The sequence below is a fragment of the Lacunimicrobium album genome (assembly GCF_052161635.1).
GTDB lineage: Bacteria > Planctomycetota > Planctomycetia > Planctomycetales > Planctomycetaceae > SXPC01.
Genome location: NZ_CP197413.1, coordinates 3772278 through 3792588 on the forward strand (window position 1 = coordinate 3772278; position 20311 = coordinate 3792588).

Genomic DNA, 20311 nt, shown 5'->3' on the forward strand with positions numbered 1-20311 from the left:
AATCTCTGCGTAGCTTCGCGTCCTCGGCGGTTCAAATTCTTACTGACCTCGAAACCTCTCGGCTCCCGCAGCCAACCTACACTGCTTGACGGTTTTCCTCATGACTCAAGCCTCGTGACTTCGTTTCTCCGTGTTCATCCGAAGCAGGATTCTGCTATTGTCCTGGTAACCAACCCCGCAAAAATTGTAATTTTGACAATCCCTCTTTTGATCATGGACGAGTTTTCATGGCCTCTTCTCACGCTGAAAAGTCCGACGCGATTGTGATCCGTCAGGCGGATTTCAGCGAAACCAGCAAGGTGGTGACCTTATTCACACGCGAGTTCGGGAAGCTCTCGACGCTCGCCAAAGGGGCCAAACGTCTCAAAGGCCCCTTCGAAGGCGCTCTTGACCTGCTCGCGCACTGCCGGGTAGTCTTCCTTCCCAAACATGAAGCCCTCTCACTTCTGACCGAAGCGCAGTTGGTGACCCGTTTCCGTCCAGCCGATCATAACCTCAATCGGGTGTACGCCGGGTACTACATCGCCGAACTGCTCGATGGTCTGATGAGTGAGCGCGACGAACATGTTCCCCTCTTTGACCGCAGCATTCACACCCTCGACCTCATTTCCCATCAGCCCGATCTGCGTAAACCGCTCGTTTTATACGAGTTAGCCCTTCTTGAGCAGATTGGACTCCTGCCGATATTGGATCAGTGCCAGTGCGGAACTCCGATTCAACCACAGACGACGTACACATTCTGGGTCAGCCAGGGTGTGTTACTATGCCCTCAATGCCGGCAGCCCGAGATCCCATCGCGAGATATCTCTGGCGGTACGCTCGCGCTCTTGCGCATGCTCACCAGTGGCCAGGACAAGCTCATCGACAACCTCAAGATCACCGATCACCAGTACAAAGAAATTCGCAGCTTCCTGAATTCCAGTATCTCGGCGGCTCTCGATCGCAAACCTCGCATGCTCAGTATGCTGAACGTGTTCTAAAAGCATCTCGTGCCATGCTTGCAGCTTTGGGCAAGCATGCTCTTCGGCCATTTTGGATGTCGTCGTCTCAATACTCGGCATGCTCACCCAAAGCAGTGAGCATGGCACGCGCATCACTTCTCGTTTCGATGCTGATGCTCTCAGGCTGTGCATCCCCCTGGTCTCGCAAAAGCAGCGTCGCCGAAGCAACGTTCGACCCGTTTGCGAACCCCGAAGCAACGATGGCCAGCGTCGATATCGATGACAAGAACGGCATCATCCCGGTCGGCTTCACTCCGAGCAATGGTCGCGCGGACAATTCCGCGACTGCGAAAGCTCGCGAAGCATCCCGCAAAGGGATCGAGGCCATGATCAAAGCTGAAGAGCTCGTCAAAGCCGGCAAATACAAAGAAGCAGAAAACGAACTCGATGAAATCGTCAAGAGATACCGTCTCGACGACTACGGCAAGCGCAAGCGAACATTCAAAAACACCTTCGTCAGCCCCAGCGATCGCGATCCTCACTACACGGATAGTCCCCTTCGCGAAGAAGCCCTTTACCTGCTCGGCGAAGTCTACTATCAGCAGAAGAAATATCCCAAAGCTCAGGACTCTTACCTGAAGCTGGTCAACGATTACCCGACGACTCGTTACCTGGAACAATCCACACGACGCCTCTTCGAGATCGCTGGCATCTGGATGGATCTGCAGGTCACCACGACAGGCGATGTCGTCCCCGCCAACTACACCAATGATGGCAAGGCTAGCCGTCCCAAGGTTGCAGACGGTCACCAGACCGAAACGCCTTCTTTCTTGAACTTGACCGACAAAGAACGCCCGACATTCGATACCGAAGGTCGCGCTCTCGAGTCGCTCAAATCCATCTGGCTGCACGACCCGACGGGTCCGCTGGCAGATGATGCGTTGATGCTGACCGCCAGTTACCAGCTGCGGAAAGGACGCTTCTTTGAAGCCTCCGAAACGTACAAACTGCTGCGTGAAGAGTACCCGGACAGTCCACACGCCAAAGACGCCTTCCTACTGGGTTCACACGTTGCCCAGGCCTCTTACCTGGGATCCAGCTACGACTCCAAATCCTTGGCCGAAGCCAAGCAACTCAAAGAAGCATCTCTGAAGATCTTCCGCGATCTCCCCGAAGATCAACGAGCCCGTCTGCAGGCGGAACTGGTTCGCATCGATGATGCCATTATCCGACGTGATTACGATCGAGCTGTCTTCTACCTGCGTAAAGGCGACTTCGAATCAGTGACGCTGTACTGCAGTTCGATCATCAATCAGTACCCGGGATCTGTCTACGCCGAGAAGTGCAAACAGCTTCTCAAACAGCTGCCGAACTACCGCGACAAGAACACCCTCCTGCTCGCCATCCAGGGGGCAGGCGAATTCGAGTCCGAGAACTTCGTCAAGAATCCCGGCCAGCCAGCTGCTCAACCGCAAGCACCGGGCGCAACGGCTCCCAACCTGCAGCCAACACCGGTTCCCGAGCAGGAACTCAAACGATCCAATGGCTTCCCGAACCTCATTCCTCCTCCTTTCCGTCGCAAAGACGAAGGCGCAGGCGGTGTTCAGGGATCGCCTGTCAACCCGGGCCGACCAGCGGAAACTGGCGTTGATCTAAACGGCCCTCCCGGCGATACTCCGCCCCCAGGTTCCTCACCGGGATCAACCCCAGGTCAAGCCACACTCGACCTGACCGGCGGTTAACGCAACTCTCTGTGTGCCACGGCTGTCTCAGCCGTGCCGAGTTTCAAAGTTGACGCCAACCACGAATTCCCACGACCACACGGCCGTGCCACACAATTATGACTGAGCCCACACCATCAGCGGATTCCTCGCGGAACGTCTCTCGACGCGCCGTCCTGGGATCGTTGTTCGCGTTGCTGGCGATCCCCGGCTGTGGTTATGTCGTCGGCGCTCCTTACAGCCCCGAAATCCGGACCGTCCACATCCCGACATTCTCCTCGACCTCGTTTCGTCGAGGTTGGGAACAAGAGCTGACCGAGTACGTCCAGAAAGAAGTCCAGAACCGGACGCCTTTCCGACTCGCTAAAGAGCCCTTCGCTGATACCCGCTTAACCGGACGCATCGTCGACACCAAAAAGAGTGTCCTCGGCGAGAACCAGTACGACGACCCGCGCCAGCTGCAGGTCTCACTCGCCGTCGAAGTCACCTGGCAGGATCTCCGCAGCAAACAGATCCTCGCCCAGGGAATGATCCCACTGAACGCCGAGACGATCAACGTCGTCAATCAAGCCGAGTTCGCCCCGGAAGTCGGCCAGTCCCTGGCAACCGCGAAAAGCAGCTTATTCAAGAAGCTGTCCGCCGACATCGTCGACATGATGGAAGAACCCTGGTAAGGACCTTTACCGCCTTGGTTCCTGCTTCCCTGCCGCCCGCTCTTCCTGATTGATTCGCTGCAACTGCGAAACAAAATCCTTCCCGCCGCCGAAGAGGAAGTAGATGACGATCCCAATAAAGCAGGTCGACAGGCACAGCGCATAGACGATGATCGACTGCCAAGCATCGCGATCAGGATCCCCCTCGGGGTCTGGCTTTCTCGTCTTGTGAATAACCACGATAAGACACTTCCTGTGTGCCACGGCTGTGTCAGTCGTGGAATTCTAATTTGTCGTCAAACGCGAAATCTCACGGCCGACACGGCCGTGGCACACGGATCTCTCAGAACTTACGACTGCGGCTTCAACTGAATGTGTAGATCGCGCAACTGTTTGGCGTCGACCTCTGCAGGAGCGCCCGTCAGCATGTCGCTGGCTTTTTGCGTCTTGGGGAACGCGATGACGTCGCGGATGTTGTCGTAGCCGAGCATCAGCATGACCCAGCGGTCCAAGCCGAGGGCGATCCCGCCGTGTGGCGGTGCACCGTATCGCAGCGCTTCGAGGAGGAAGCCGAAGCGTCGCTCCGCTTCTTCCTGCTTGATGTTGAGAAGATCGAAGACCTTCTGCTGGACCTTCGGATCATGTATACGGATCGATCCCGAAGCGGCTTCGTAGCCGTTGCAGACCAGGTCATAAGACTGGGCACGAATCTTGCCCGGATCGGTCTCGAGCAGTTCGACGTCGTCTTTGACGGGGTAACAGAACGGGTGGTGTTCGGCGTCCCAGCGTTTCTCGTCTTCGTTGTAGGTGAGCAGCGGGAAGTCGATGACCCAGCAGCAGTTGAAGTCGTGTGCATCGTACAACTTCTGCTCTTTGGCGATGCGGTTACGCAATGCCCCCAGAGCCGCACAGCAGACGGAATACTTGTCAGCGACGTAGACCAGCAGGTCGCCATTCTCGGCTTCCATCTTCTCAATGATCGCCTTCTGTTGCGCCTCATCGAAGAACTTGGCGATCGAGGAATCGAGCTTGCCGTCGGTGACTTTGAAGTAAGCCAGTCCCTTGGCCTTGAAGTCCGCGACAAAAGCCTTGAGATCCTGATCAAGCATCTTGCGCGAGTACTTGTCGGCCCCGCCCTTGATCGTCAGACCACGAATCATACCGCCAGCGGCGATGGTGTCTTTGAAGACGCCGAAGGTCGATTCCTTCGCGATGTCTGAGATATCGACAATCGGCATCCCGAATCGCAGGTCGGGTTTGTCGGAACCGTACTTGTCCATGACATCGCGGTACGAGTAACGTGGCAGAGGCGTCGGCAGCTTGACGCCGCGGATCTTCTCGAACACGGTCGAGACCAGTCCATCGATCGTCGTCAGAATGTCATTCATTTCGACAAACGACATCTCGACATCGATCTGCGTGAACTCCGGCTGTCGGTCGGCTCGCAGGTCTTCATCGCGGAAGCAGCGGGCGATCTGGAAGTAACGATCATACCCGCCGACCATCAGGATCTGCTTGTAAATCTGAGGCGACTGCGGCAACGCGTAGAAGCTGCCTTCGTGCACCCGGCTTGGCACGAGGTAATCGCGAGCCCCTTCCGGCGTGCTGCGTCCCAGCATCGGCGTTTCGACTTCCAGAAAGCCGTTGTCGTCGAAGTAGTCGCGTACCGTCTTGGTCAGACGGTGACGCAGGATCATCGCCTTCTGCAACTCCGCGCGACGCAGGTCGAAGAAGCGATATTTCAGACGCAGCTCTTCATTCGGCAGATCACCATCGAGCATGTAGGGAGGCGTCAGTGACTTATTGAGAACTTCCAGCGTGATGGCGCGAAGCTCGATCTCGCCGGTCTCGAGTTTCGCGTTGGAAAGGCCATCCGGGCGAGCAATGACTTCGCCGGTCACCTTGATGACGTCTTCATAGCGCAAGCTTCGAGCCTGCTTTTGAATCTCGCTGTTGTCGGCGAGGTCGAACTTGATTTGCGTCTTGCCGTAGCGGTCGCGCAGGTCGATGAAGACGATCCCGGCGTGGTCGCGGTATTTGTCGACCCAGCCACACAGTTCAACAGTTTGACCGACGTGAGATTTGCGAAGTTCACCAGCGGTGTGAGTGCGTAACACGGGAGTGGATGTCCTTGGGTTGGCGATCGAAGCCGGGGCGTCAATGTCTGGAAATAGGACGAACGATCAGCCCGGAGGCTGGTTCGCGGGAAAGGGCTATTATAAGGAGCGATTTTGACCCCGCAATCGCGAGGACAGGGCAATATTGACGGTTCCGAATGAATGACAATAACAACAGGCCTTGTTTTCCACCTCGATCTCATCCCGACAGGTGTGCCACGGCCGTGTCGGCCGTGAGAGCGCGCACATGACATCAACTTTGAAACTCGGCACGGCTGACACAGCCGTGGCACACGACTTGTCTTCAGTTTTGTCAAAACCGCTTGAACATGAGTTTCGGATGAATATTGCCCCACAATGGACAATCAGCTTGACGCAATTCGCCAGGACCTGAAAATCCACATAGCTGCCAGGATGATTTTTGTGATCAAGGGAGTGACTCTCATGCTCCGTGGAACGGCTCGGTCCATCGCGCGCGGTTTACGTTCGCTGGCTGATCGTCTGGACCGAGTGGCCCAGGAACCTGCTGCACGCGAAATCGCCCAGCCCTTCCCCATCGATCATGCGGAATCGACAGCGATTCCTCGCTACGTCCATGCTCCCCACCAGTCGGCTGGCGGAACAGCGACGGCAGAACGCCTCACAATCGCCGAGCAAATCAAACGAGAGCGCGAACACGGCCTCACGCCTCACCAGGAAAGCCTGATCACGACCCTTCCTCCGCGGACCTGGTTTGGGTTCGTGTTCGAGTATGTCTGGGAAGTCCTCGCCTTTCTTGGACAATCCATGGTTGTCTGGCTGGTTGTCATTACGCTCGTGATTGGCGGAATCACGGTCAAAATGGTCTACAGCATCGTCGATGGCTGGAACGAAACGATCGAGATACTCGAAAAAGACTCCAACCGCCCATAACCTTTGAGCTGAATTCGCTTTATGTTCAGACGGGTGAATGTGATCAGGATCGTTCGCTAACCCAGTGCATTGCGCACAGAACGACAATCCCAACCATTGCCGATCGTGGTTACTCACCTCCTGTGAAACGACGTGGATAACCTCTATTCCGAGGTCTGGGCCAGCTTTATAATTAGCGAAACCATCATTGCGGGCCGCATTGATTGTCATTTCGCTTCGGAGTCGCCCATGTCTGGCCTGAACCCCAACAAAGAGTATCTCGAAGCCCTCGCTCAGGAGCGCAAAAAAGGGCTTTCGGAACGCGAACGCGCCCTGATTTCGACGGAACACGATAACCAGGATCAAACCTGGATGGATATCGTCAAAGAAACCCTGGTCGAATATTACGAGTGGGCCAGTGCCTCGATCATCATCTGGATCCTGCTGGCCGTCATCATCATGGGCGGCTTGCTGGTCTACGCCGTCGGCAATGTCGGAGACGTTCGCAGTAAGCAACTACAAGAGATCAACAACTGGGAACAAAACCCAACAGCCCGCCAGATCGACCCGCAATAAGCCCGGGCGAAGCGTTCATGAGATACGGCTGAAGAGAAGACATTCACCACGAAGGCTCCAAGGACACAAAGGCTCACGAAGGAATTCCAGGAGGTAACAGCTTGACCTGCTCTGAAACCCTCGTTTCTCTTTGTGAATCTTCGTGCCTTTCGAGACTTTGTGGTGAATGATTTCCTGTTTTTGATTTTCAAAACGGCTGCACAACCGGTCGACTGGAACTCGCCATCGGAGCCTGGTAGCCAGCTTGAATAACGCCGCTGTTCGCGGTTGGCCCAGACGCAGGTTGACTATGTTTCGCCGAGAAGACCTGTGTCGGCATGATCGAAGGATCTGCTGTCGGAGCAAACAACGGGCGATAGTTGTTGGGAACGACAGGCTGAAAAGCATTCGGCGTCGCTGCGGGCATCGGTCGAGCCCCGGCCATCATTGCAGGGGAGAACATGGCAGGTTGAGCAACGGCTGGAGCCTGTGGTTTCGGTCTGGGTGCAAAGCCAGTGAATGAAGCCAAAGTAAACGCAGGGTCAGCCTGAGCTGTCATCGGGGCCGGTGCAGACCCTATGTTCGCCGACATCGGCATCATCATCGGTGCTTGAGCGGACATCGTCGGCATCATCGGCCCGGAGGCCGTCATCGTCGGACCTTGCACAGGGACATCCGTCCGGCTGGAAGCCATCATGTTCTGCCAGTTCTGGCGACGAATCGAGGCATAGCGGTTGTGGACCGAAGGACGAGCCGGATTGAGCATCAGCGAGCGATCGTACATCGCAACGGCATTGTCGACCTGCCCGGTTTGTTCGTAAACGTGACCTAAGTGAGCAGCAGCCAATGAGCTGCGTGGATTGATCGCCAGCGCCTGTTCGAGTTGCTCTTCTGCCTGGCTGAAGTTGCCGACTTTCTCGTGAATCCAAGCCATCTCCATATGCGATTCCGCAGCATACGGCTGTGTCGCAACCCAGCTGCCGACAAGCTGTTGCGCCGCATCGACATTGCCTTCGTTGACCATCATCTTGGCTAAGGCATGGTATGACGGCTGGTGACGAGGATCGATATTGATCGCATGTCGGTAAAGACGCTGTGCCCCTTCGACATCCCCCTGCTTTTCCATCGCCGAGGCGAGATTATAGGCAAAATGGGGGTTATCAGGATCGTCAGCGAGCGCTCGCTGGAACTCGCCCTGAGCCTGAGCAAACTTCCCGCCAGCGTACATGCGACGTCCGGCTTCGTTGTTGACATAGCCCGCCGTCGTGTTGCAGCCACTGGACGACAGCAGCAACATCGAAGACAGAGCCCAGACAAACAATGACCAGCGAACAACAGGTAACGAGACAGACATAGCAGAGATCCCAGCGGAGAAATTTCCAGGAAAATTCACCGGGGAGCCTAAATTGATTCAAGTTTTGCAACAACGGCGGTTAGGGGCCGGGGAATGAGAATGTCATTCTTGCAAAACTGCCCAGACTGCCAGGGCTATGAACGTGGATCGAGAAATACAAAATCGGCAGCCGGAAGTGTTATGACAGAAATGTCTTAACAGTTGGTACCTTGAGATTCTTGTATTTCATAACGGAGAGGGCAGGACGCCAATTGAACTTTTCATCGCCGGGGTGAGGGGGTGGGAGATTGCGATGCGGCGGGCTATTCACAACATGTAAACTATCTAAAACGACTTACGATAAGATCAGCTGTCATCATTGAATTCACTCGTACTGGTTGTTGCGTTGGGCAATGTGACCATAGCGTTCAAATAAGCGAATACGCCTTCAGAAGTCGGCCGATTACGGGAACCATTTTAGGGTAGACAATTGGATGTTAGTTCTCGTGTCTAAGCTGGGCTCTCTGTTCTCTGATTTTCCGGTTTTGTTCATCAATTTGAGCCTGCAGGCGGAACATCGTCTTTTCATCTGCTCGAATTTCACCCGCTTGTTTTACGATGTCTTCCCAGCCTTGAGCAGGCTCCTCAATACGGGTGCGCTGTGTTCGATAGTGACGGTCCATCTGATCGATTAATGTTGAGGTAGCTCCCAGATTAATCGCCAGAAAGACCCATCCGAAAACGAAGCAGGAGTTGATGGCTGGTTCACAAGCATAGCGGAGCTCAATTCTTTTGCGGAATCGAAGGATATGAGTCCATCCCCCTTCGACCTGACGTGAACGACGAATGAATTGCCAGTTCACAAGAATGATGATTGCGATGACCGGAACGAAGACCGGGCCGTAATACATCTGCCATTGAGTGAATGCTGAGATCCACTGGGAACCGGAGAGCTTCATCAGGCTTTGTAGCTCTTGGGCATCAATGTGCAGGGCTTGAGCTTCCTTCCAGACTCTCGGTGGAATCCAGGTTTGCGCTTCCATGTTGTCAGTAAGTGTTCCGAGTGCTGTTCCTGCCAGGATTCCGACGAGTATGACCAAAGAGATTACTGCTGTTGAAATCAACTTCAGTCGACAGGGGGAGTTTGTGTTCTTCACAAACTCCCAGAGGACGTAAATGATTCCCCAACAGACTAAGGCCAGTAAGAGAATAATGATGACTGTCACTGCAGGATGAAGAATGCCGATTCCGGAGACTGTCAGATCAAGAATTTTTGTTCCGTGCACCGCAGCGATGATTGGGATGGAGGCGGCAACTGCCAGACCTGCGACAGTTCTTGCGGGAAGCTGGAAACGCTTCTGAATCAGGATAAGGCATCCTAGAAGTAATGAAGCGAAGCCGATCCACATCAGACTGCAAACCAGCCATGTCTGCTGACGGGGAGAGACGACTTCCGCAGGGAACATTCCCAGCAGTACGACGCTGCCGCCCAGGGCTACGCTCCAGGCAATAATGTGAATGTACCACGTCAGAGAGACCAAATCGTTTCTGTCGCCTTTGCTCAAAAACTTAGAGATCAAAGAAAGGATCAATGCCATTAAGAAAGAGCTGATGACCAGTTGCGGAGTTGTTGTGATTGCAAGGGCTGGTAAAAGAGCTTTGATGACAACTGCGTTTGAGCCTGGTGAAATCTCTGGACTGGCTGGTTTGTTTTTTGCAGCTTTGCTGAACACTTCACCGAGGATCTCAAGTTCCAACTGAACATTCGCCAGTTGCTTTGAAACAGTAAGTGCTTCTTCGGAACTCATGGCATCTGGATGATGTTCATGAATGTTTTCCAGATTGGCCAGGCTCCATCTTTGTAGGATCATTCTGTAATGAAGAGGGCCGAGAGTGTTCTCGGGTTCTCTGATCTGATTCGAGATCGCGAGGATCTGGCGTACTGCCATGAGTTCCGCATCGAGCCGACCGGATCGTTTCGCTTCGTCTCGCTCGACTCCCTTCCATCTCATGATGGAGAGCAGGAGATTGGTCGTCCGACTCTCGATCAATCTGCTATTAGCCGCTTTCAAGGAATCGAGTGATGAGAGTTTTGTGTCATCGAGAAATCGCAGTGTCGCTGCGTAAGAGGTCATTCGAAACTTCAGGTCAGATTTTTTCAGCCCGGCGGCAAGACGTCTGTTTGCTTCTTCGTACCGGTCGGCGTCATGAACCTTCAAAGTGTAGCCGTCGTCCGCGTAAGAGTAGTCTGTCGATGATTTCCACAAATAGAGGGCAGCCAGATAGTCGTAAAGTGCATTGTCCGGATCGGCCTGCGCACACTCATCGAGGGCAGAGAGCCAGCTTTCTTTCCGTGGTTCGAGCTCAAGTCCTGTGACTTCCGCGCGAAACAGCATGAATGCCTGCGCTCGACGCAGTTCTGGGTTGGAAGGATCGAGGTGGATGGCTTTGTCGACCTTCGCCAGACAAGCGTCCCGGCAGAGGGACTCGAACTCAGCAGACAATACATTGATCGTTTCGTCGTCCCGTTCCAGTCGCCACTTCAGAGGCAGGACAGAAACGCTGATGTCATTTCTCACGCGGAAGTGATGACGAGTAAAGCCAAGTTGCGGGGAATCCAGCATCCATGCAGCGCCGATCGCCAACTCTGGATCTTCGTTGTCGCGTTGGCATCTCTCCACCTCACGTAACCAGAAACTCGCCTGATCGACGGGATCACGATCACTGAGGCGTTGTTGTGAGATTCCGATGAGACTGACCACGGCACTGGTCCACTGCTCGCGGTACGTCGACCAGCCGGTTTCCGAGACCGTGAGTCTCCATGAAAGTTGCGCGCCCAAAATGGCGACAACGATCAGAAGCAGAGACAGCGGCCAGTATTTGACGATCTTCATGAACCTGCCATGACATTATTAGAAGGTTATCGTGCAAACGAGCATGGCGGTCTGATGGATCAGAAGAACTACATTTTTTGCTTACGAATGCGACATTGTTACTACGTGACCCGGAAGTCTCGGATATGCCACACGAGACAATCGATCAAATGACAAAGACTAGTAATGATGGAAGATGAATCATTTTCTTCCTGAAAGAGTTGATCCAAAGATCAAAATGAAGACAGGATTTTCAGCTATGACATCAACGCGACGATACCAGGCAGCCGCTGTCAAATCTTCACCCTGCTTCTGCCACATTTCGCATCGATCCGACACCCCCACACATTTTGGACATTGCCCAATGCAATTCCGGAATCACCAGGGGAGTACGACGAAGCAAGCCACGGGATTTGAACCCGACAATAGATTACAGGAAAGTACCTGTGGCGAATTGTCTTTACAATTGAGCCGGAATCGCTAGTTGTTCGAACTTGCTAGATTGACTTCCAAATAAGTCATAAATCCAGTTTTTCAAAAGAAAAACGACTCGCCGCAGATTGATGCGACGAGCCGTTGATCATCCAAAAAACGGAGAGGGAGGGATTCGAACCCCCGGACCCTTTCGGGTCGCCGGTTTTCAAGACCGGAGCGATCGGCCACTCTGCCACCTCTCCAACACCGCCGACGACCATCTCGGGACGCAGGCGATACGGTAACATAACCTGCGATTCCGGCATGGTCAAGTTACACAGCAGGTGAGGCTGGTCGACCTTTTCTGCACGAACTCCTGCGAACCCGTGTAATCGGCATTCGTAACAAAAATGACAGCGTTCCGGACCGGTCGGTTCGCTCGTTTTCTGACGTGCAGGGCCATCAGACGTTTCTCGCTGGTGCATGTATTGAACCGCATCCCCCTGATGTATAAACTTTTAACTCGACCACCCAAGATGACTTTCCAACCATTCATCAGCAGCCGTTGACTGCAAAACCGGCTGATTTTGCTGGCAAATCGACCCTGCCAGCCTATCTGACTGAACTCCTGCTTCCCACCAGATCGGATCCTCATGACCGACCCGTCCAAGCCCCTGCCGCCTGTGAAATCTGATGAAACCGGCAGCGGACCATCCAAAAATCGCAAACGCAAGAAAAGCCAAAGCAGCGCCACGTTCTGGTATCTGCTCATCACGGGGATTTTTCTGGCGTTCCTCTTCTATAGCGTGACGGAAACACGTCGCGGCAAGGAACTCAAATACAGTGAGTTCCTGAACGGCCTCAACGACGGCAAAACCTACACCAAGGATAACGTCCACGAATTCACGTTCGGAAACGATTATTACCGCTTCCAGAACCTGCCCCGTCCCAAAACCAACGACGATGGCACGGTGACACCCGCCCCTGCGTCTGAAAATGCCCTGAAGTATTACACGATCGCCGCCAGCAGCCTGACGGAAAAACAGCAGGAAGACCTCGCCAAAGCCCTCGATGCTCACGGGATTGCCTACAGTGGCACTGGCATTCAGACCGACGCTCAGACCGTCATGTACCTGATTTTCCTGGTCATCTTCGTCGTCTTCTTCATCATGCTCATGCGACGGATGAGTAGCGCCGGCGGTGCCCTGTCGTTCGGACGCAGTCGCGGCAAGCTGTATGAAGGCGAAGAAACCCGGGTCACGTTCGAGCAAGTCGCCGGGATCGAAGAAGCGGTCGAAGAACTCCGCGAGATCGTCGAATTCCTGAAAACGCCCGCCAAGTACCAATCCCTCGGCGGTCGCATCCCCAAGGGCGTGCTGCTCATTGGCCCTCCCGGTACCGGCAAGACGCTGCTGGCCAAAGCGGTCGCGGGTGAAGCGGAAGTTCCGTTCTTCAGCCTGTCGGGGTCGGACTTCGTCGAAATGTTTGTCGGGGTCGGGGCAGCGCGGGTGCGCGATATGTTCCAGCAGGCAGTTGCTCAGTCGCCTGCGATCATCTTCATCGACGAACTCGATGCCCTCGGCAAGACTCGCGGCACCGGCATGCCCGGCGGTCATGATGAACGCGAACAGACCCTCAACGCGTTGCTCGTCGAGATGGACGGCTTCGCATCGGATCAATCAGTCATCGTCATGGGGGCGACGAACCGTCCGGAAACTCTCGACCCTGCCCTCATGCGACCAGGCCGTTTCGATCGACACGTTCTCGTCGACAAACCTGACTATAAAGGCCGGGAAGCGATCCTCCGCGTCCACACCTCGAAAGTGAAGATGGATGTCAACGTCGACCTGTCTCACCTCGCCAAACTGACCCCTGGTTTCTCGGGAGCGGATCTCTCGAACCTCGTCAACGAAGCGGCTCTTCTGGCGGCTCGCAAAGACAAGAAGTCGGTCCACATGCACGACTTCGAAGAGGCGATCGAACGTCTCGTCGCCGGTCTGCAAAAATCAACACGCCTCATCATGCCTGATGAAAAACAACGAGTCGCGTATCACGAATCGGGCCACGCTCTCGTCGCCTGTGTGCTGCCCAATACGGATCCTGTTCACAAGATCTCGATCATCCCGCGGGGCATGGGGGCGCTCGGCTATATGATGCAACGTCCTCAGGATGAGCGATTCCTGGTGACGCAGTCAGAACTCGAAAACAAGATCTGCGTCTGTCTGGGCGGAATCGCGACTGAGCAGATGATCTACAACGAAACGTCCACGGGTGCCCAGAACGATCTCGAACGAGCCACCGACATCGCGCGTCGCATGGTGACTGAATTCGGCATGAGTCCGAAACTGGGACGGGTCAATTATCATCAGTCGAACCGATCGCCATTCCTCGCCAATTACTCGGCAGCTTCGGATGCGTTATACAGCGAAGCAACGATCCGTGAGATTGATCTGGAAATCAAGCGGATCATCGATCACATGCATGATGTGGTCGTCGATATTCTGAAGACGCACCGCCCTGCCCTGGAACACATCACGAAAGACCTGATGGAACTGGAAGTGATGGACGCGACTCACCTCGAGAGCATTCTCAAACAGTATAAAACCGGTCCCCAGCTCAAGCCCGGGACGTTCGTCGAGCCACACGTCCAACCCGAGGCCAACCCTCATGAAGGCCAGGCTCCGGGCTTTTCCTCGCTGGGATAATCGGCAGCGGAATTATGTAATTGCGATGAAGATCGCCCCTCGCCCCCCTTTGTTACATCGCGACAACGCTCGAACCTGATAAATTCGAGGGTCGTTCAAATTGACGCGAGCAAAGGGATTACGGTGCACAGAAAACAAGACGAGACAATGCTCCCCACCCGAGCCTTGTCTCGTCTTGTCGCATTTGTGCTCCTGATGTTTTCCCCTGTTCTGCTTTTCGCCCAGCAGCCACGTCTGATCGATGCGCGACGTCAGAAGATTCGCCTGGACGATGTCCTCATCAAGCTGACGCTGCCCGAGGAACTTCCCGACGCGGTCCTCGACTACCCGATCGTGAACGTCATCTGGCTGACGGAAGGCCGTCCTGAAGTCCGCCAGTCACAGGTCCAGATTCATCCCGGCGTAGGCCTGTATGATCTGCGTTCCAAACCGGGCTGGACGGGCAAGCTGGCAGGCTATCAGGCGGTGATTCCCGAACTTGGCCAGACCATTGACGTTGAATTCGTTTCACCAGCATTCTCCGATGAACTGGCTGTCAGCTTCTCGCCACAACCACTCAATCTGAACCGCATCAATCACGCCAACGACCTGCCGCATGTCTTTGGTGTTCCCCTGCTCGTTTGGTCCTTTTTCGTCGTCGCCGTGACCCTTCTTGCGATGCGATTTCTCGCTCGTCGGAGTTGGTCACAGTCGCTGTGCGTCTCGCTGGTGATTGGTTTTCTGACTTGGGAGATCAGGTTCTGGATGGATCATGTCGGCCTCGCCAACCAGTTCACTGCCATGAAGTCTCATCTGCCGATGACGGGGGCTTATCGCGAATTTGCTTTGGAATCGCAGAAGATTCTGTCTGCAAAGGAAGCCGAGAAGAACGGCGAATCAAGTTGGGGCCACGACGGCATGAACCAGATGCCTCGCTTCCAGCTTCGCTATCACCTCGCAGAGTTCCCCTGGAAGGCAGATCCTGCTGACGCGGACTTCCGCATCACGACAATACAAAAGACGCCCCAACCTACCTCTCCAGTCCTCTATCAAAAAGCCGGACTCATCCTCCTCGATCAGCGTCCGTCTGCTCAGAACGAAGAGGCGAGACCATGACAGGAGTCTGGCTGGTCGTCCTCTTTCTCGCCTGGATTCTGCCAGTCCAGGGGGCGCTCGTGACGATGGCGATCAACCTCCGCGAGAAAGACTTCGGAGCTGACTGGTTGTCTCGCCCGGCAGGGATCGCGAGCTGCTGGCTGGTTGCGATCTACGTGCTCACCCTTGCCTCCGGGATTGGCTTGTTGAACGGCGATCGCCTCAGCACTTTCTGCGGCGGCTTCATCGCGATGGGGATCGCGATCCCTTGTATTATGTTCGCGAAACTCATCCCCGCCTGGCGACAGACAACCTGGTACCGCCCGAAATGGTACGAGTGGCTGGTCCTGGCCTTTCTTATCGAGAAGGCTCTCTTCGCGATCTGGCAGCTCAACAACATCCCCGTCTACTTTGAAGACCCGTTGTTCCACTGGGTCACACGGGGGCGGGAACTCTATGCCGGCGTGAACTGGTCATGGGATCCCACCAGTGACGTCTTCCTCGGCCCAACTGACTGGAACCGACATTACCCCCTCTGCCTGCCCATCCTCCGCGCGATCCTGGCGGAATACAACGGCCAGCTCAACGACACGCTCGCCCGCATCGACGGCTTTCTCTTCTTCTCCATCATCGCGACGATTCTCTGGTCGACAGCCTACCGCGTGACTAACAGCCGTCCTCTGGCAGCGCTCGCTGTCTTCGCCTGGCAGACACAACCGCTGCTTCCCTGGCACATCGCGGGCGGGAACGCGGATCTGGCCCTCTCAGCGTTTCTCATCGGAGCGGTCGCAGCCATGCTCGAGCGACGCTTCTTCCTGACCGGCTTGCTCGTCGCCGGGGCTGCGTGGTGTAAGAATGATGGACTGGTTCTGGTCAATCTTTCGATCATCGCAGGAATCATTGCTGTTTTGTCCGACCAGCATGTTCTCACGCAGAATGCAACGCTGAAGAGAATCCAGACGGTCTACTTCCCCTCGTTACTTCGCTACCTGGCCGGCTTTTTGACACTGCTTCCCTGGCTTGCCTTCCGACAATACCACCAGCTCGGACTCTCGCCCAATAAAGAGGAGGTCGGGCTACACGTAAACGCGATCGCGTGGATGGCCGCCGACATGTTCCTGGACCCAACGTCGGGGCTTTTCTGGTTGGCCACGCTCGGCGTGAGTTCGCCGGTGATCTGGCGTCTCTACAAAGATTCTTCGGGCCGCAGCCTGTGGTCCGTGACTGCAATCTACCTGTTTCTGATCATCGCGATCTTCACTTTCACCGACGCCCACCGCTGGCTGCAAAACGACATCACTCTCCACCGCCTCCTGCTGCAACTCAGCCCCGTCGCCGCGGTGCTGCTCGCCGTGTCTCTCTCCCAGGCGAGCGGGGGGGGTGTCAACCCCCTGTCTTAACAACTAGCAACCAAGACAGCGATCACAAATCGTTCAAATAGACTTAAGGCGTTACTCATCGAGTACTCATTATTGCGACGTAACAGCGAATAAAAGACAGGCGGTTCACACCCAATCCTGTTCGGCACAAAACAGGCTGTCGGGAGATCTGTTTGTCTCCGTCCTGAAGGGACGATTTCTGTCAGCCCAGGATGAAATCCTGGGAAACGTCGACACCAGAGGTCTTCCGCCCTGTAGGGGCGGGTCAATTGTGCCATCAACGATGAGCCGCCCCTACAGGGCGGACGATCCCTCTGATCTCAAAACCCAGGACGTTGTCCTGGGCTGACAGAAATCGTCCCTTCAGGACGGAGATCAAAACGTTCCGAACGGAAATATTGAAGCGTTTGGCGGGCAGTCTTCTCATGCCGAACGTGTGCAGGTTCACACCCCCCGCTCGCCTTTCAGAGGCTACTTCCAATCCGCTTCCAGCACGAGTCGATACCTCGGTTGGCCTTTTTCCAACTTCTCCATCGCCTCATTGACCTGCGACATCTTGTACTTCTCCGTAATCGGCCCCACGCCGTGGCGGGCAGCGAACTCGATCATCGAAGCCATACGCGTCGGTGGACCGGTTGGCGACGCTCCCAGCGACTTCTGGCCCAAGATCAGCGGGAACAGCGTTGCCTTAATTTCCGGAGCCGCCCCGACGAAATGCAGCCGCCCCATCGGCCGGAGTAACGAGGCATACAGATCGAGGTCGAGATTCACATTCACCGTCACCAGGATCATGTCGAAATAGCCAGCGTAGGATTGCATCGACGCCGGATCTTTGGAATTGATGAAGCGATGTGCTCCCATCGACTTCACTTCTGCTTCCTTGCCAGGGCTCGTTGAAAACGCCGCGACTTCGCAGCCCCACTTGGCCGCGAACTGGATCGCCATGTGTCCCAGCCCGCCAATACCGATGATTCCGACACGCGCGATCGGACTGATATTGTTGGAGACCAGAGGCGTGAAGACGGTGATCCCGCCACACATGAGCGGTCCTGCTGTCATCGGATCAATAGCCTCCGGCAGTGGGATGACCCAGATCGCCTGGGCCTTGACCTTGTTCGCGAACCCGCCGTGGCGGCCGACGATGGTCCCTTCGCATTTCACGCAGAGATTCTGATTTCCAGACAGACACTCGTGGCACTCCATGCACGAGCGAGAGCTCCAGCCAAGGCCGACCGTCTGTCCAATCTTCAGATGCTTCACATGTTCGCCGACTTCAGAGATTTTCCCGACAACTTCATGACCGGGCACGAATGGATAGGCCGTGATACCCCAGTCATTGCCGAGCATACTCAGATCGCTGTGACAGACTCCACAGGAGACGACGTCAATGACGACTTCATCATGCCCCACAGGCCCCAATTCAAACTCAAACGGCTTCAGCTCGCCGCCTGCTTTCTCCGCCGCGTATGCTTTCACGATCGTCATGGATGGTTTCTCCGGTTGAAGTATCGAGCGAACGTCTACGCCGATTTTAAACCATCACATTCCTCAAGTCGACAAGTCCATCTTTGATCCGGTGAAACAAAAACAGCCAGCAGGATTTTCACCCTGCTGGCTGTTTGATGAGGATATGACAATTGCGTTTTACGGCTTGAGATCGAAGTTGAATTCGTTCTTGCCCTCTTTGACAGATGCCGTCAGGCCGCTTGTCGCAGGCGATGAAAACTTCTCGGGAGTAATGTATTTCGCGGTTCCAGAAGCACCAGGATATGTTCCTCCCTTTCCATAGTTCGGATCATTGGAATCGAGGGTTTCACTGGTTTTTCCGGCTTCGACTTTTACAACGATGACAGCATAATCACCAGCCATCGCCCCGTCTGCGGGCGTGATGGTCGTCAATGCATAGGCACCGTTCTGGTCAGTCATGCCGACAGCGGTGCGAAGCCCTTTGGTTTTAGGAGCGAATGTCACGGTCGCCCCATTGAGGGGCGCACCACTCAGCGTGACTACTCCGGTCACTTTTTCCAGGGAGAGGCTATCAGCTGAGCCGCCACCGCAACCAGCCAGAAGCAATGCAAGTAACGCAACGGTCGAAAGATTGTTCAAGGGAGTGTTCTTCATGGAAATTCCTGCCGTGTATGTGAAGAGAGCGGAATCAATCTGATTCCGCTCTCGGGTAAATTGAGTCTGCGATCATGAACGTCCAACAACGATTAGAACTCGCCGACGACTTCACGTCCCATGATTGAGCCGAGTGAACCCCAGACTCCATAAGGAGATTGACCAGCAGTTGGTGCAGCGGACGTCAGATTGCCAGTATCGATATTATTACTGATGAATCGAACCGCACCGTCACCCATCAGCACTTGAACGCCACCTTTGTGCTGGCTGGATGGATCAAAGATACCGTCGGCTTCATCGCCACCGCCGTTGTGACAGCTCGCTTTGTTTGGACCAACGATTGTCGTAAATCCAGTGAAAGCAACCGTTCCGTCCGAGTAGCGGGTACCGCTCGCTCGCAGGATGTCGGTACCAATATACTCGCCATTTGCATTCACCTGGGCCAAACACAACGAAGGATTAGTGCGGAACGTATCTGCAATGCGTACCGTCACGCCATCGGCGACCAGAATGCTGCCCGCTTTGGCTTTAATACGTTCAGAGACCGCAATCGAGTTGCTCAAGCCGTCCAGAACGTCGGCAAATTTCATCGCCCGGCCGTAGTTCCCATCGGTTGCACTGTCGCCGAGTTGCGGGAACATGCCTCTCATACCGCGACCGCCGTTCCCTGCCCAGCGATTGTTATCCTGGAGAGAATCGCCGCGACTGAAAACATAGTTGGTGTGCCCGTTATTCGCATTTTCCGTTGAGCTGGGATCTGATGGACATTGCAGGACGCCGATCTTGGCCTGATTCGGAGTAAATGCCGTATCCCATGGAGTGCGGACAAAGTTATCTGCAGCAAACATGTCGTAGATCGCACCTTGCTCGATGTAGGGCAGGATTGAGACGTGGGCACCTTTGCGTCGTCCACCCATGCGAATCGTATTGCCGGCATCCTGGAACTCGTTGGTCAGAAAACAGCCGGGGGGCAGCGTATTGTATGTATCGTGATAGTTGTGGAGCGCAATCCCAAGTTGCTTAAGATTGTTCTTGCATGTCGAACGTCGGGCTGCTTCACGAGCTTGCTGAACGGCTGGGAGGAGAATAGCAACAAGTGTCGCGATAATGGCGATCACAACCAGCAACTCGATCAGAGTAAAGCCTTTTGACGCGCGCATACCAGCACGATGGCGAGAAAGTGAGAACATAAAACCCCCAAGAAAGGAAATGAGAAAGAAATGGATCGAATCAAGCGTAAATTACGTCGAATGACACAAAGATCGCATCGGACGATAATCAATAAGAGTATCGACACGTTGGCATTTGTCAATAAGTAATTTCCCGCACTTTTCGCTACTCAAGCGGGTTATTCAACTGGTTTCCATTTGTTGAAATACGAATCAGCGACCCACGAAATCTCAGTAATCACAAGAATCACCACAACCATTTACAAACAGAATCTTTACGACTACGCCTCTCCCGGTGCACACAGCAGCAGCACGCGTAGCGCAATTTCCTTTGGGGACACGAGAGAGCCTAAAACCTGAGCATT

15 protein-coding genes and 1 tRNA gene are annotated in these 20311 nt (G+C 54.7%); 8 read left to right on the forward strand and 8 right to left on the reverse strand.

Going from position 1 to position 20311, the window contains the following annotated elements:
- Positions 1 to 227: 227 nt before the first annotated feature.
- The 3 genes from recO (at position 228) to lptE (ending at position 3336) form a co-directional block, all read left to right on the forward strand.
- Positions 228 to 980 carry a DNA repair protein RecO gene (gene recO / locus SH248x_RS15065; protein ID WP_459555120.1) on the forward strand — a complete coding sequence of 251 codons (753 nt, stop codon included), beginning with the start codon at positions 228 to 230 and terminating at the stop codon, positions 978 to 980.
- A 101-nt stretch (positions 981 to 1081) separates the two neighbouring features.
- On the forward strand, positions 1082 to 2683 hold the full coding sequence (locus SH248x_RS15070) for a tetratricopeptide repeat protein (RefSeq protein WP_459555121.1): 1602 nt from the start codon (positions 1082 to 1084) through the stop codon (positions 2681 to 2683).
- A gap of 98 nt (positions 2684 to 2781) precedes the next feature.
- Entirely contained in the window at positions 2782 to 3336 is a 555-nt protein-coding gene (gene lptE / locus SH248x_RS15075; RefSeq protein ID WP_459555122.1) for an LPS assembly lipoprotein LptE, read from the forward strand.
- Between the two features lie 6 nt (positions 3337 to 3342).
- Here the strand turns inward: lptE and SH248x_RS15080 are convergent, their stop codons facing one another.
- Both SH248x_RS15080 and aspS read right to left on the reverse strand, forming a co-directional pair.
- On the reverse strand, positions 3343 to 3555 hold the full coding sequence (locus SH248x_RS15080) for a hypothetical protein (RefSeq protein WP_459555123.1): 213 nt from the start codon (positions 3553 to 3555) through the stop codon (positions 3343 to 3345).
- 110 nt (positions 3556 to 3665) lie between these two features.
- Complete coding sequence (gene aspS / locus SH248x_RS15085; RefSeq protein ID WP_459555124.1) at positions 3666 to 5432, reverse strand: aspartate--tRNA ligase family protein; 1767 nt, start codon at positions 5430 to 5432, stop codon at positions 3666 to 3668.
- 444 nt (positions 5433 to 5876) lie between these two features.
- Here aspS and SH248x_RS15090 point away from each other — a divergent pair, with 444 nt between their 5' ends.
- Both SH248x_RS15090 and SH248x_RS15095 read left to right on the forward strand, forming a co-directional pair.
- Positions 5877 to 6344, forward strand: coding sequence for a hypothetical protein (locus tag SH248x_RS15090; RefSeq protein ID WP_459555125.1), 468 nt, complete (start codon positions 5877 to 5879; stop codon positions 6342 to 6344).
- A gap of 228 nt (positions 6345 to 6572) precedes the next feature.
- On the forward strand, positions 6573 to 6899 hold the full coding sequence (locus SH248x_RS15095) for a hypothetical protein (protein WP_459555126.1): 327 nt from the start codon (positions 6573 to 6575) through the stop codon (positions 6897 to 6899).
- A 187-nt stretch (positions 6900 to 7086) separates the two neighbouring features.
- Here the strand turns inward: SH248x_RS15095 and SH248x_RS15100 are convergent, their stop codons facing one another.
- The 3 genes from SH248x_RS15100 to SH248x_RS15110 form a co-directional block, all read right to left on the reverse strand.
- Positions 7087 to 8232 (reverse strand): tetratricopeptide repeat protein, encoded by a 1146-nt coding sequence (locus SH248x_RS15100; RefSeq protein ID WP_459555127.1) that lies wholly within the window; start codon positions 8230 to 8232, stop codon positions 7087 to 7089.
- 476 nt (positions 8233 to 8708) lie between these two features.
- Positions 8709 to 11105: a hypothetical protein gene (locus SH248x_RS15105; RefSeq protein WP_459555128.1), complete on the reverse strand. Its 2397-nt coding sequence runs from the start codon at positions 11103 to 11105 to the stop codon at positions 8709 to 8711.
- Positions 11106 to 11676: 571 nt separating this feature from the next.
- Positions 11677 to 11761 (reverse strand) — tRNA-Ser (locus tag SH248x_RS15110).
- A 390-nt stretch (positions 11762 to 12151) separates the two neighbouring features.
- Here SH248x_RS15110 and ftsH point away from each other — a divergent pair.
- The 3 genes from ftsH to SH248x_RS15125 all read left to right on the forward strand — a co-directional run bounded on the left by ftsH (position 12152) and on the right by SH248x_RS15125 (position 16677).
- The gene (gene ftsH, locus SH248x_RS15115; RefSeq protein ID WP_459555129.1) at positions 12152 to 14203 is read left to right on the forward strand and encodes an ATP-dependent metallopeptidase FtsH/Yme1/Tma family protein; all 2052 of its coding nucleotides are present in this window, start codon (positions 12152 to 12154) and stop codon (positions 14201 to 14203) included.
- Between the two features lie 147 nt (positions 14204 to 14350).
- Positions 14351 to 15298, forward strand: a complete 948-nt coding sequence (locus SH248x_RS15120) for a hypothetical protein (RefSeq protein ID WP_459555130.1) — start codon at positions 14351 to 14353, stop codon at positions 15296 to 15298.
- A complete protein-coding gene (locus SH248x_RS15125; protein ID WP_459555131.1) occupies positions 15295 to 16677 on the forward strand; it encodes a hypothetical protein in 1383 nt (460 codons plus the stop codon). Before SH248x_RS15120 ends, SH248x_RS15125 begins: the two co-directional genes overlap by 4 nt.
- 450 nt (positions 16678 to 17127) lie before the next feature.
- Here SH248x_RS15125 and ahr read toward each other — a convergent pair whose 3' ends face one another.
- From ahr to SH248x_RS15140, 3 genes are all read right to left on the reverse strand, one after another.
- Positions 17128 to 18135 carry an NAD(P)-dependent alcohol dehydrogenase gene (gene ahr, locus SH248x_RS15130; RefSeq protein ID WP_459558618.1) on the reverse strand — a complete coding sequence of 336 codons (1008 nt, stop codon included), beginning with the start codon at positions 18133 to 18135 and terminating at the stop codon, positions 17128 to 17130.
- A gap of 165 nt (positions 18136 to 18300) precedes the next feature.
- The gene (locus SH248x_RS15135) at positions 18301 to 18777 is read right to left on the reverse strand and encodes a peptidase associated/transthyretin-like domain-containing protein (protein ID WP_459555132.1); all 477 of its coding nucleotides are present in this window, start codon (positions 18775 to 18777) and stop codon (positions 18301 to 18303) included.
- Positions 18778 to 18869: 92 nt separating this feature from the next.
- Positions 18870 to 19937, reverse strand: a complete 1068-nt coding sequence (locus SH248x_RS15140) for a DUF1559 family PulG-like putative transporter (protein WP_459555133.1) — start codon at positions 19935 to 19937, stop codon at positions 18870 to 18872.
- Positions 19938 to 20311: the final 374 nt, after the last annotated feature.